Annotated in this window: 14 protein-coding genes; 11 read left to right on the top strand and 3 right to left on the bottom strand. The window is 48.3% G+C overall.

What is annotated here, in order from left to right; all coding sequences use genetic code 11:
• The first annotated feature begins 53 nt into the window (after positions 1–53).
• The 6 genes from IYN85_RS23095 to IYN85_RS23120 all read left to right on the top strand — a co-directional run bounded on the left by IYN85_RS23095 (position 54) and on the right by IYN85_RS23120 (position 4,072).
• The gene (locus tag IYN85_RS23095; RefSeq protein ID WP_196161328.1) at positions 54–368 is read left to right on the top strand and encodes a hypothetical protein; all 315 of its coding nucleotides are present in this window, start codon (positions 54–56) and stop codon (positions 366–368) included.
• A gap of 92 nt (positions 369–460) precedes the next feature.
• Positions 461–1,039 carry a DUF4377 domain-containing protein gene (locus tag IYN85_RS23100; RefSeq protein WP_196161329.1) on the top strand — a complete coding sequence of 193 codons (579 nt, stop codon included), beginning with the start codon at positions 461–463 and terminating at the stop codon, positions 1,037–1,039.
• Between the two features lie 705 nt (positions 1,040–1,744).
• Entirely contained in the window at positions 1,745–2,164 is a 420-nt protein-coding gene (locus tag IYN85_RS23105; protein ID WP_196161330.1) for a helix-turn-helix domain-containing protein, read from the top strand.
• Between the two features lie 71 nt (positions 2,165–2,235).
• Complete coding sequence (locus IYN85_RS23110) at positions 2,236–2,643, top strand: VOC family protein (protein ID WP_196161331.1); 408 nt, start codon at positions 2,236–2,238, stop codon at positions 2,641–2,643.
• Between the two features lie 181 nt (positions 2,644–2,824).
• Complete coding sequence (locus IYN85_RS23115) at positions 2,825–3,637, top strand: helix-turn-helix domain-containing protein (protein WP_196161332.1); 813 nt, start codon at positions 2,825–2,827, stop codon at positions 3,635–3,637.
• 45 nt (positions 3,638–3,682) lie between these two features.
• Positions 3,683–4,072, top strand: a complete 390-nt coding sequence (locus IYN85_RS23120; protein WP_196161333.1) for a VOC family protein — start codon at positions 3,683–3,685, stop codon at positions 4,070–4,072.
• Positions 4,073–4,206: 134 nt separating this feature from the next.
• Here IYN85_RS23120 and IYN85_RS23125 read toward each other — a convergent pair whose 3' ends face one another.
• Positions 4,207–5,520: a cytochrome P450 gene (locus tag IYN85_RS23125; RefSeq protein ID WP_196161334.1), complete on the bottom strand. Its 1,314-nt coding sequence runs from the start codon at positions 5,518–5,520 to the stop codon at positions 4,207–4,209.
• 107 nt (positions 5,521–5,627) lie between these two features.
• A complete protein-coding gene (locus IYN85_RS23130) occupies positions 5,628–6,176 on the bottom strand; it encodes a MarR family winged helix-turn-helix transcriptional regulator (protein WP_230390931.1) in 549 nt (182 codons plus the stop codon).
• A gap of 291 nt (positions 6,177–6,467) precedes the next feature.
• Here IYN85_RS23130 and IYN85_RS23135 point away from each other — a divergent pair, with 291 nt between their 5' ends.
• Complete coding sequence (locus IYN85_RS23135) at positions 6,468–7,925, top strand: MFS transporter (protein ID WP_196161335.1); 1,458 nt, start codon at positions 6,468–6,470, stop codon at positions 7,923–7,925.
• Positions 7,926–8,034: 109 nt separating this feature from the next.
• Positions 8,035–8,592: a hypothetical protein gene (locus tag IYN85_RS23140; RefSeq protein ID WP_196161336.1), complete on the top strand. Its 558-nt coding sequence runs from the start codon at positions 8,035–8,037 to the stop codon at positions 8,590–8,592.
• A 31-nt stretch (positions 8,593–8,623) separates the two neighbouring features.
• Here IYN85_RS23140 and IYN85_RS23145 read toward each other — a convergent pair whose 3' ends face one another.
• Positions 8,624–9,079, bottom strand: coding sequence for a hypothetical protein (locus tag IYN85_RS23145; protein WP_196161337.1), 456 nt, complete (start codon positions 9,077–9,079; stop codon positions 8,624–8,626).
• Positions 9,080–9,716: 637 nt separating this feature from the next.
• Here IYN85_RS23145 and IYN85_RS23150 point away from each other — a divergent pair.
• From IYN85_RS23150 to IYN85_RS23160, 3 genes are all read left to right on the top strand, one after another.
• Positions 9,717–10,961 carry a TIGR03862 family flavoprotein gene (locus IYN85_RS23150; RefSeq protein WP_196161338.1) on the top strand — a complete coding sequence of 415 codons (1,245 nt, stop codon included), beginning with the start codon at positions 9,717–9,719 and terminating at the stop codon, positions 10,959–10,961.
• A gap of 29 nt (positions 10,962–10,990) precedes the next feature.
• A complete protein-coding gene (locus IYN85_RS23155; protein ID WP_196161339.1) occupies positions 10,991–11,911 on the top strand; it encodes a pseudouridine synthase in 921 nt (306 codons plus the stop codon).
• A 166-nt stretch (positions 11,912–12,077) separates the two neighbouring features.
• The gene (locus IYN85_RS23160; protein ID WP_196161340.1) at positions 12,078–13,019 is read left to right on the top strand and encodes a hypothetical protein; all 942 of its coding nucleotides are present in this window, start codon (positions 12,078–12,080) and stop codon (positions 13,017–13,019) included.
• The last annotated feature ends 121 nt before the right edge of the window (positions 13,020–13,140 follow it).

Consider the following 13,140-nt stretch of genomic DNA (forward strand, 5'->3'; position numbering starts at 1 on the left):
TTTGAGTTACTACCGAGCGTCGCTAAGCTCTACGTTAACTCTTAAGGATGCAAATGCGTAATTCGAACCATTTCGACACTGAACTCGAAGATTTGACTGATAGATCTATAGGTAAGTGGTTGAAGCAGCAGTCACTAGATACTGATTCGTTTGGTGCCTTGCTGGCTTTCTTAGAAGCGAAATCTGAATCCATTAATAATAATAGTGCCATTTCTAAACAAGTGATTAAGGCAATTCTAGATGCCTCTAATTCCCTAGAGGCCGCGGGAAACAACGAGTTAGCGAGTAAGTTTATCTATCTGCTTGAACTAATGGTCATTGGTGAAGCAGCTAGTGATAGAAAAAAAGGTGTTCCTCGGATTATATGAGAGTTGACGAAGCAATGTTGGCGAGGCTTGGAAACCGCTTCTCAGCGACCGACTTTCCTCCGTCTCGCGGCTCCAAATCGGGTGCTATTTTTATGAAAAAATTACTACTGGCGTTAATTATCGGTTTGACAGCTTGTAACTATGAATCTGATAAGGACTATGACCAAGAATTATATATAGACCACTACAAGTCAGAATGTGAAGGTGAGATGGTACTTCTCTGTCTGCGGACTAAGTTAAGCTCAGATGATGACTGGAGTCTTTTTTACGATCAAATAGAGGGTTTTAATTATAAGTGGGGCTATAGTTATAAGTTAAGGGTAAAGCTATCTAATTTAGAAAGTCCACCACAAGATGCGTCATCAGTTATATATTCGTTAGTTGAAATAGTAGATGAGGTTTCGGAACATAGCGAGACTGCGTTTGATATGTCTGCAGGAAGATTTTCGTCTGGGGTAGTTGTTAACAAAACTACAGGGGTATATGAACTATATGGTGAAAAAGAATTCTCATGCGTTCCAGCAGAATGTTCGATCGTAGAATCACTCATTTCTCAGGATCTAGCAATATTGTTTGAGTTCAAACATAATTCAATACTGAGTGAGCCGATGCGACTTAGTCAAATCAAGTGTAGTGACTCTAGAGAATCATTTCACAATTCGTGCCTCTAAGACAAATAACGAACGCATGTTTTCGAACTGGTGTTCTGCTACGTTGCAAACGTGCAGTTGTAGCGGTCGATAATGACTAAGAAATGAAAAACAACACTATTGCATTTTGGTTGCTTGTTATACCTGAATTCTCAGTGGAAAATGAGTCTGGTAGGGTTTTGGTTTCGCAATTATCCGTACGAGATATATTTATAACAACCGGAGTAAGCGAAATATTGAAATAGGTGAACCCTAGTGCAATTAAGTACTTGGGTGTCTAAGACCATTCACATATAGATTATTGGATTGTAGATGACAATGGGCTTCTAATTTCCCTAGAGGAGCAACACATTTTTTGATCTTGATTGCGTTTTGAATTGAGGCAGAAATGTTGGGGTTGAATTGGAGGTCGCCTTGAGGAATTAGTGCTACTATTTGGTCGCCCTAGAAAATTTTTATACTGAATCAATAGCTATCAGTTCTGTGTTGAAAACTACTGTACAGATGCGTATCTATAATTCTATTTAAATAACAAAAAACCGGTAAGAATTGTGTATTGGGTTGACTATGTTGAAACGCTTTATAGTCGGTTGATGTTTAAACCAATATTTCCTGTATCGTAAGAGAGCTTTGGGGCCGTAAACTCGCCGCAACATGTGGACGTTGAGTCCTAACGCTAAATGGATTCTCCCCCGTTATTTTTAACTGAATCAAGAATGTAATGGTATGGCGATGAACAACAGAATCAGAAAGTTAAATGCTGGCAGGGACTATATTGCGGATAACTACCAAGCTCCGCTCAACCTACCCGATATCGCCAGTTACTCATGTATGTCGCCGTATCATTTTTTGCGCGTTTTTAAGGATACCTATGGAGAAACGCCCAATGAGTTCTTGATGCGGTTAAGAATCGAAAAAGCAAAGGGCATGCTTATTACAGAAAATTACAGTGTCTCGGAAGTCTGCGAAAAAGTGGGTTATATAAGCCTGGGCAGCTTCTCTTCATTGTTTTTAAAGCAGGTGGGGATGGCACCTACGCTATACCGCCGTAAGCTTTGGGCTATGTCGACTGAGTTATACCGTTTTCCCGCGCAAGCCATACCGGCATGCTTTGCCTACCGTTTTTTGGGGAAATTGACGAAATGAGCAATATTGGAGAAATGCTCCTTCTATTCTTTGTATAAAATAGAACAGAACTCACAACAGGGAATACACAGATGATTACATCCATAGCGCATGCCACCATATATGTACTGAATCAGGACGAAGCGCTCGATTTTTATAAGAATAAACTGGGTTTCGAAGTCGGTGATGACATGAAGGTGGAGGGTGATTTTCGCTGGCTAACAGTACATCCAAAATCGAAACCACAGCTACAGTTGGTCTTGGCAGAGCCAAAAGAGGGACCGATGTTCTCCAAAGACTCTGCCGAGAAAATACGGGGTTTAATTGAAGAAGGCGCTTTTGGCGCGGGCGTTTTCGAAACTGAAAATTGCCAAAAAACATACGAGGAGTTGGTGGCGAAGGGCGTTAAGTTTATCCAACCACCCACAGAGCAGCTTTACGGTGTTGAAGCGATGGGTGTGGACAACTCGGGTAACTGGTTCAGTTTGGTTCAACGGTAGTTAAAATAGTGAAATTCACGTCAGCAGGTCGCCGTGAGCGGCACTGCTGCATTGGGCGTTGTGAATCCAATCGTTTTAATGTTGAAATAGGTCCCAATTCGGTAAGGCCTACTTTGATAAGCAGGTGAATTCCGTATTTGGATACGCATTTGTTTGCAAAAGGTATAGCTAATAAAACATCATGTTATTAGACATAGATTACAACCCGATACAGGGTGAAGTAGCTGGCGCGGGTTTGTACGAGACGTTTCCCGCACCGCCGCCATTGAATCGTTGGGTTCAGTCCTTTTGGCAGCTCGATGTTCCTCATGGTCAGTTTTTGTATCATAGTGTGCCGGACAATTGTGTTGATTGGATAATCAACCTCCGAAACTTTAACGATAATTTTCTTATCCCACCTTTTCTTTCTTCCAATCTGTTCCAATTAAATGGCCCGGTGTCTTTTTACGGTATACGATTTCGAGTTCTCGGCCATAAAGGGTTGATCCATACTCCGTTAGGCGAGTGGGGCGCCCTGGATAGTGTGCTCGCGGTGGATCTATTACCAGCCGATCTTGTGTATCACGTATTTGAGTCCATGGAAAAAGCCAGGAGCTTTAGCGAACGCTGTACTGCCATTACTGCGGTGCTGCTTGCAAGAATTAAGCTTCCGGATGTTGACCCCCGCCTGGCGCGCTATATCCGATACTGTTGCAAAAATTTAGGGACGAACCTCGACCTGTCCGATCGCCAGTGTGTCGAGTTCGGCGTGTCTTCTCGCCAGCTCAGAAGGTTAGCCAAAGAGCACCTCGGGATGATGCCAAAAGACTTCGCCAGAGTGTGTCGCTTTCAGCATGTGCTGAAAGCGTTGTATACACCGCAGCCTCACAACGCATGGTTAGAACACTACTACGATCAGCCTCACTTTATTCGTGAATTTAAGCGCTTGTCTGGTTTAACGCCAAGTCAGTTTGTGAAAATGTCCGTTTTATACAATCCCAAGCCTGAAGGGTGACGCATACTGCCACTCGCTTATTCGACAAATTAAGGAGTGGATAACATGATTGAAATAGATGCGATGTTCCCTGTCATGGTTACGGCTAATCTAGAGGCCGTTAAGGCGTTTTATGAGTCCGTATTTGGGTTTAATGCGGTATTCTTTGACGCTAGCTTCTACCTGCACCTAGTATCGCCAAGTAGCGGGGTCCAGCTCGGCTTTTTGGTGCCAGAACATGCGAGCCAACCTGAGTTTCTCCAATCGCTTATGTCTTCCAATGGTTACGTTTTATCATTGGAGGTTAAAGATGCTGCATTGGCATACGCTGAAGCGCAAAGGATGAATTTGACTATTGTGATGGAATTGAAAGAAGAGGTATGGGGTCAGTTACATTTTATATTGGAAGATCCAGTGGGTGTTCGAATCGACGTCGTTCAGCATTTAAACACGTAACTCTGTTGCTCGGAACCACAGTAACCTTCTGAGATGCTTATTCAAAAAGCCGCCCTTTTATCAACGCTCGTTAAAGGTCGGCTTTCCGTTTTCACAGGGCCGGGTGCTCCCCTCGGTTGTGGTAAAGACTTAGCTCAGGCTTGTCTTGTTTTAAACCGAACCCGCATGGGCACTTTCGGGTGCCAGATCGGCACCGTCGCCACGGCGATGTCTTTTTCGGGTTCTGTTCGTTCCACACTGAGTTGTCGGAATATGGCACGTAACAGTATTTTCGCTTCCATGAGCGAGAGGTGCATGCCAATGCATTTGTGCACGCCGCCGCCAAAGGGGACAAACATATATGGGTGTTTTTTGTCTTCTTTGCGGGCAAAGCGGTCCGGGTCAAACTGCTCTGGGTTCTGCCAGTAATCCGGGTCGCGGTGCGTGTCATAAATATTCACGCCAGTGCGCGTGCCTGCGGGTATGGCATAGCCGCTCAATTCAATGTCTTTTGACAGGTAACGAGGGATGCTGACCAACGGTGGGTTCAGCCGCAAGGTTTCTTTGAATATCTGCTCAGTGCGCTCCAGTTGATTCAAACTGTCGTATTGCAGGTCGGTCGCGGCGTCCGCGTCTTGTTGCAGTTCGGTTTGCCACTGGGGCGCTTTGGTGACCTGATAGATGAGCGACGAAATGGAACTGGCGGTGGTGTCGTGCGCGGCCATCATAGTGAAGATGAGGTGGTCAACAATCTGTTCGTCAGAGAATTCAGAACCGTCTTCATCTTTGGCGGTAATCATAAAACTGATCAGGTCGTCCTTCGGTTCCGTTCGGCGTTGCTGCACCAATTGAGTAAAGGCGTTCACCAGGGTTTGCCGCCCTTTTATGCCTTCGTGGTACGTGGTGTTAAACGCAGGTATGCGAACCAGACCCAGGGTGCCGGCCACACAATCGCTGAAGGCTTTGGCAATCTGTTGGCCAAATTCCGCTTTGTAATCGAGCCCTAAAAACATGGAAAGCGCGAGGTCGAGGGTGCGTTCTTTGATGTATGGGAAGAAGTCTATCTCTTGACCGTTGCGCAAATCATCTGTAACGGCATTCGCCCACACCTGTATTTGGTCGAAATAGCTGAGCATGGCGGGTTTGTTGAAAGCGTGCTGCATTATGCGGCGATGGGTTATGTGGTTCTTACCGTCTTTTAGCAACAAACCGTTCGGAAAAAAGTTATTCAGTACCGGTTGCCAGCCTACACCGGTTTGAATGGCGTCGTCGCTGTTTTTAAAAATAAGCTGCACAACGTCGGGCCCGTGTGCTCGAACATACTCTTTGCCCAGAATCATGCAGCGATAGGTGTCGCCATGTTTGCGCATTTGCTTGGCAAAGAACGCGGGCGCATCTGACACAAATTCAAGGGTGTGCAATAAGCGCTGATGCCATGGGTCGATGGGTATGTCTTGATAGGCTTTCATGGGCAGGTCCTTGTGTTGGGTTTGCGGTGCTTTTACGGCGTCTCCAACGATCAAGATACTGCAATCTTGTCAGGCTTGCACCTTGCCAAACCATGCCTGCTCGTTGCTCAGTCTTGGGAGCTGCTACTCGGTGCTTCGAATTGCGCCAGCCACTTTTTCAATAGCGCATCCAGTTGTTGCCGTTCTTCTTCGTTTAGGGCGTGGATCAGTTCGTGTTCGCAATCGAGATGAGATTGCAACAGGGTGTCGATTAACGCGACGCCTTCCGGGGTGAGTTGGACGAGCGTACTGCGCCGGTCGGACTCATGGCGAATGCGAGCGATAAGCCCTTTGTTTTCCAAGCGGTCCAAGCGGTTGGTCATCGCGCCCGAGGTCAGCATGACGGTTTTGTAGAGTTCCGTCGGTGAGAGCACAAAGGGGCTGCCTGCGCGGCGCAGACTGGCGAGAACGTCAAACTCACCCTTAGCCAAACCGGCGGTTTTATGGTGCGCCTGAATGTGTTTGTCCAGATGCGCGCCTATCAAGGCGAAGCGCCCGATCAGGGCGGCGGTGTCCAGATGTTCCAGTTCGGGCTTTTCCCGGGTCCATTGCTCCAGCAATTTGTCTGCTCGGTCGTACATCCTGTGGCGTGCCTGCGGTGTGAAATCTGCGGCCATTATACCGAGAATCCGCTCGTCGTCTGCGTTGTGGCGCGTTTTATTGTGCCATTCAACGCGTAGGTTTGAGCTCTGTCTTCCAGTTAAACTATCTTTTTCATAATAACTTTACATAAAGTATCTTTATTTAAAGATATATTTTGAGCGATACTCCTGCCTGTTGCAGAAGCGACGCTGTAAACGTTACGCACCAACACACCAAAAAACAGAGCCGTTCTTGAAACGCAAAGGAGTTGATATGCATGTTTGTAACTCAGGCCAGGGCCTGTCCCGTTTTCATGGAGGTGAGTAATGACCACGGCCACCCATCTTCCGACTGACGATACCGTCAGTAACCTTAATAGCCTGTCAAAGCCGGGCAGTACCGACTCAGACGCGTTGCCTGCCTTGCCAACCAGGCACCGAATTTGGGTCACCAGTGCCGTTATGCTGGTGTTGTTTCTGGCCGCCATGGACGCCACCGTTATGGGCACGCTTGTGCCTGTGTTAAAAGCCGAGTTTGCGCAGCCTGAGCTGTACCCTTGGTTGATTTCAGGTTTCCTGTTCAGTTCGGTGTTATCGATTCCATTAATGGGGTTGTTGGCGGATCGGGTTGGGGAGAAGCGCACGATGCTGGCGGCTTTACTGGCGTTTATGGGGTCTTCGTTGCTGGTGGCGGTTGCAACATCGATGCAGGCGCTGATTGCAGCACGAGTGCTTCAGGGCGTTGGTGCGGGCGGCATTATCGTGTTGGCCTATGTCATGGTCGGTAAGCTTTATTCGAACGAAGAACGCGGCAAGATGCAGGGCGTGCTCAGTGCCATGTGGGGTTTGGCGGCCGTCAGTGGTCCTATGTTAGGGGCGTTATTCCATGCTTATTTTAGTTGGCGCTGGGCGTTTTTACTGAACTTGCCATTAGGGGCTACATTTCTGGTGTTATTGGCGCTGCTTTACCCAAAAACTGCTGTTTCGCCGCACACGCAACGGTTCGACGCATTGGGGTTTGTAACGTTCGCGGTTGGCACTTTGTCGGCGCTGTTGCTGGTGATGGCCGGTGCTTTGCAATTAAACAGTCGTTGGTTTGTCGGTTTAACCGTTGCAATGGTTGGCAGCTACGGCGCATTGGGGTTTTTGATGCGCCGAAAAACGCTGACCAGTTTCCTGGCCTACGAATTTTTCAGCTCTCGGTTGAGCGTAGCCGGTGTTGCCACCGTGTTGGCCAGTTTGGTGGTGTACGCGGCGATGACATTGTTGCCGCTGTATCTGGTCGATGTCGTGGGTCGTTCGGTGTTGGCCGCGGGTCTCACGGTGGTGATGGCGTCGTTAGGTTGGACAGTTGGCGCAACAGTTTGCGGCTTGAAAGCAGGCAATTGGGGTGCGCGCGTCTGTTGTGTCATGGGGTTTGCGTTATTGGCTACAGGCGCGTTTGTGTTGAGTCTCACGTCAACGGGTTCCGCGTTGGCGTGGTACATGTTGGCGCAGTTCTGTATTGGTCTTGGTATTGGTTTTGTGGCGACAGCGTCATTACTGCAAGCGCAAAATGCGGCCGGTCACGCGCGTATGGGGGTGATGACCAGCGCTATTCAACTGTTTCGTAACCTGGGTGCGGCGCTGGGGGTAAATACCTTGGCTGCGTTGCAGTTCTGGTTGGTGTCCGGGCTTGGCGTTTCTGTACAAAGCAGCTTCAGTGTGAGTTTCGCGGTGCTTTTGGTCATCGCTCTGAGTGGCATTGGGTTGTCCGTGTTTATGCGTCGTTCTGCGTCGAAGTGACATAACCGGTTGTCTGCGGCACATTTACTTGTTGGATTCGGTCGTTCGGTTGACAATGTAAAACCGATACGACCAGAATGACGCTCATAAAGTAACTAGAGTGTTCTGAATGGATAACAAATGGTTTGCCGCAGCGGGGTTCGTTGTTGTTGCATTAGTTCTGGGAACGTATTTCGATGTTTTAGGGTTAGAGCCGGACTATCAACCCGCCGCCCTGTCCATTCAAAAAAACTACAAGCTCGACCAATACATGCGCATTGAGGTGAAAAACATCAGCGATGAAATTGTTGATGTCACAGGTGTGACCCTGTCTGTCGACGGGGCCGTCGTTCCCGGTCAAGGCATTGAGCCTTTTAACCACCTGCTGTATGCCTTTCAGGTAGTGAATCCTGACGAGTTCGAGGGCACCGCCTTACAACCCGGCAGGGCAATTGAAGTTGGTTCAGAGCCCATATCGTTAATTGAGAAAACAACCTTTAGTCGCAATTCCGATTTTACCATTCGCTGTATCACTTCGTGGCTGGAAGTCAGCATAGCGTTTACCGGGCGCCGCAGTGGTCAGGCAGGGCAAGCGCATTATCTTGGCGACCGTTCACTGGACTCCAGAACTTGCGACATAGACACAGTGAAAGGCAGACTCAAAACACTCGTATCTGAAGCGAACTGAGTCCAATTTCTGCTGTTTTCATTGTGTTGATTTACTTGGTAAGCAACACCACTTCAGTGACCAGATCTTTTGCATCGGTCGTGGTCGGGTCACTGACGTAGTTTTCATAGCCCGCCGGTTTCTTTTTCAGTTTCACTTTATAGTTTCGGGCAAAGAACATGGCAAAGGCCCAGGCGTTGGCCATAAACATATAATCACCGGTATGCTTGATCTTGTACACCGGATCCGTGAGTAACTGCTCACACACAAACAGCGCCGCTACGTCGACAGGTGAGACAACCAGAATACCATTGTGCAAGGTGTTCACCGTGGTGTGAATATCCATGTCGTAGTACAGTGTAAGCGGAGGCCCGGCGGACTCAATGTTATTGCTGTTAAGCCCGTCGGCAATGGTCTGAAAATCTTGCGGAATAATGGTGGGTAGTTCAGCTGTTTTGTTCTGTCGTGCAATGCCTCCGTAGTAGCGGCCAGTGTTGCCTGTTGTCAAAATTCGCTATGTAACGGTTGACTTCGTTAATGGGTTTTTCAATAAGAATGGTTCGTTCTACATGATACGCGAGCATGCCATGCTCCTTGTCGGTCCTTTTTTAAACACAATTCAGCACAGTTAAAGCGTAACTCTCAGAAGAAGAAGTAGGATCAAGTAGCGCACGGTAAGCTCGGCGAATACTCAAAAGTGACGCACAGGATGAACGTAGATGAATGCAAGTGTTAAACAGATACTTCTTAACTGTTTTAGAGTGGTCTGGAGACTTCAGGGCAGCACCTAGGCCGATGAACCGTTTGCGATCTATACCGTGCCCTTAAACATACATTGCATCGTGCTGAGCAGATCGAAAGAAAACTGGGACGATCGCCAACACGTCGTTCGAAGTGTAATGCAGGAGATGCGAGCAGGCATTATGTTTGCCAAACTTGGTCTGGAACCATTGAAATCAGATGACAGCCACAGCCACAGCCACAGCCACAGCCACAGCCACAGCCACAGCCACAGCCACAGCCTCCGGCCCTGTTGCGAATGCATGACCCTACCCTACCCATTGGGGGCTGACGACAAAATCCATCGAAAATGGTATTCTTGCGCGCTATTTTTCCGACTCTTTCAGCCAAGGTAATTTTAACCCATGCCGCAAACGACACACCTGACCGCCATCGTGATCGGTGCGGGCCCTGCTGGCCTGATGGCAGCAGAACAATTGACCCATGCGGGTATTGAGGTTGATATTTTCGACGCCATGCCCACGGCAGGCCGTAAATTATTGCGCGCAGGCATTGGCGGCTTGAACCTGACTCATGCCGAACCCAAGGCCGACTTCATTACCCGGTATGGTACCAAGCAGGCGCAGATCGAGGCTTGGCTGGATGCGTTTGATGCCAACAATTTGAGGCAATGGGCACGAGAGTTGGGTGTAGAAACCTTTGTCGGCAGCTCCGGAAGAGTGTTCCCCAATGAAAAAAAAGCGGCGCCGTTGTTGCGAGCTTGGTTAAAGCGTCTTAAAGAGAAGGGGGCTCGGCTGCACACCCGTCAACGCTGGGTTGGCTGGCAGGAACCTGGAATACTGCTATTTGAACAGGGTGAAAACGTGTGCTGCTATCGTGCGGATGTGGTGATTTTTGCGTTAGGTGGCGGCAGTTGGGCGAAGCTGGGTTCGACAGGGCAATGGCTAACCACGTTTTGCGATCAGGGGATTCACTGCGTCCCATTTCGTGCCAGCAACAGTGGTTTTGAATGTGTCTGGTCACCGGACATTAAGCAGGGGTTCGCCGGTACCCCGTTGAAATCGGTTGCGCTTTGCGTGCCAACGGCAAACGGAGATGTTTGGCGCAAGAAAGGCGACGCCGTCATATCCAACTACGGTATAGAAGGCAGTTTGGTTTACGCCGCATCTGCGATGATTCGCGACACGTTGGAACAAAAAAACGAATGCGTTGTTCACTGGGATTTACTGCCGGATAAAACCCATGATCAAATTCTGTCATTGCTGAAGCAGGCCCGTAAAGGTGAATCCGTCAGCAACCTTTTGCGCAAACGGTTAAAACTTTCACCCGTTAAAATGGCGCTGTTAAAAGCATTGACCACAAAAGAAACCATGCACGATATCGGTAATCTTCCAAGGTTGCTTAAACAGCTGCCGCTAAGCCTGACCGCGATTCGCCCGATTGATGAAGCCATCAGCACCGACGGTGGTATCGCTTTTGACGAGCTGACGAAAGAGTTAATGCTGAACAAAATGCCAGGCACTTTTTGCGCGGGTGAAATGCTCGACTGGGAAGCACCGACAGGAGGCTACCTGTTGACAGCGTGTTTCGCCAGTGGCTTGATCAGCGGGCAAGGTGCCGTCGCCTGGTTAAAACAAAACGCCAAATAAAACATTCATCAGGTTGCCACAGACTATTCATGAAACGTCCACTGCATATCTCTCACGCACTTCAACACCGTAACGGTGTGACCCCCAGTTTTTTTGTAGTGCCCACGCAAGTGGGTGTGACGCGGGTGGACGATTATCTTCTGCAGCGTTTTCATAAATTATCACCGGAAAAACTGCTTGCTAAAATCAGACAAGGTGGTTTTTTTCTGGACTCAGGTGAGGCGTTGCAACCAGAGTCCATTATAAAAAGTGGGCAACGGGTTTGGTATTACCGCGAAGTACAGGATGAAACACCGGTGCCGTTTGATATGTCAATCCTGCATGAAGATGACAATATCATAGTGGTGGATAAGCCTCATTTTCTGGCGACTGCACCGGTGGGGCGGTCTTTGCATGAAACTGCGTTAATCCGGCTGAGGGCAGCCACCAATAACCTAGATATTACCGCAGCACACCGATTGGATCGTGCAACAGCCGGTGTTTTACTATTCACCAAGCGAGCGGAACTACGTCGTCCTTATCAACAGCTTTTTGAACAACGCCAAACCAAGAAAACGTACCTGGCGGTTTGTCATACCCGGCAAGATTTGGCGGAACGTTTTACGATAGATCTGCGACTGAAGTTAAATGATCACAATCCATTTATGTCCGTTATAGAAGGAGAGCCGAACTCACAGACGCAGGTTACTCTATTAGAACAATGGGGGGCGTATTCTTACTATCGTTTAGAGCCCCTCACGGGAAAACAGCACCAACTGCGCTGCCATATGGCGCATCTCGGCGCGGGGATTGTGAATGATCTTTGGTACCCGACTGTGTTCCCTCCGCAGGACGATAACTTTGAAGAGCCCTTGCAACTGTTAGCACACCGGTTGGAATTTGCAGACCCGGTTACCGGAAAAGCGTTCTCGTTCGAGTCGAAGCAGACGTTGAAGTATGTTAATAAATGATGTCGTTCGGTTTTTTTTTGCTTTTTGCGCTTGAATAGGATCACAGAATCAATACACCAAGGTCGACAGTTATTTCTATCAAGACTACCCTGCAATTCGCGATTTGTTAGTCCAGTCATAGATTTTAGAGAAGGCAAATTATGCTTCATATACGGTGGTTATTATCATGAGTAGTGAGAAACCCTCCATTGCGCTTCGTGCTTTTAAGTGTTCTGTAGCAGTGGTCAGCATGTTAATGGCCGTTAATGCGCAGGCTGCTTCCTTAGAGTGCACCGACTGGCAGAACAAGCACCCGAATTGGATTTGGTGTGATGACTTCGAAGACAACGCTCAGCTTGAAGAAAGCTATTTTGACTTAAACCGTGCCGATGGCCGGTTAACCATTTCCGGTATGTCCGCATTCGGCGGCGAACGCGCCTTACGCAGCGAATGGACCACAGATGCATCAGAGTTTGGTGGTATAAAGCTGAGTTTTGGGCGGACGCCCGTGTCGCCAAAACGATACACAGATACCGACTTTGAAGAAATCTACTGGCGTTTCTACACTATGATTGACAGTCGCTGGGTGGGGGGCGCCGAAAAAACCAGTCGGATTATCATTTTCTCTGGGGCAAACTGGTCACAAGCCATGATCGGTCACGTGTGGTGGGGAAGTGAAAATAACCTGACATTTTCGATCGATCCAGCGTCAGGAGTAGGCGCAGATTTATCCAGTTCAGTTCCAATCACAACCCGATATAACGATTTCAGTAATCTTCGTTGGTTGGGGCTGGACGATGGCACCTCCGCCGTTTTTTCAGAAACTTATCGAGAGCGCTGGGTGTGTGTCGAGAGTCACGTTAAGCTGAACACGCCAGGCCAAGGCGACGGTGTGTTCGACTTGTGGGTGGATGGCACGTTGGAAGCACAGCGATCACAATTGAACTGGCGTAGCAGTTATACAGGCTATGGGCTTAACGCTATATTTCTGGAAAACTACTCAACCGACAGCCCAGCCCAGAATCAGGCTCGGTACTATGATAATTTTGTGGTCAGTACCGAACGAATTGGCTGTGAGGGAGATGCCCCTGCCGGTCCAGGCAATGTAATTAAGGTGTTTGGCGATTAAAGTGACATTGATAAGAAATCCGAATTTATACCTGATTATCTTTTGCTTGCTGAAGCGGTCTACAAAGACACTCAGTTAATAGCCTTAAATCTGGGGTATTGCCTATCTGCAATCTCTCGCT

It is taken from the genome of Reinekea sp. G2M2-21 (assembly GCF_015687175.1).
Taxonomy (GTDB): Bacteria; Pseudomonadota; Gammaproteobacteria; order Pseudomonadales; family Natronospirillaceae; genus Reinekea.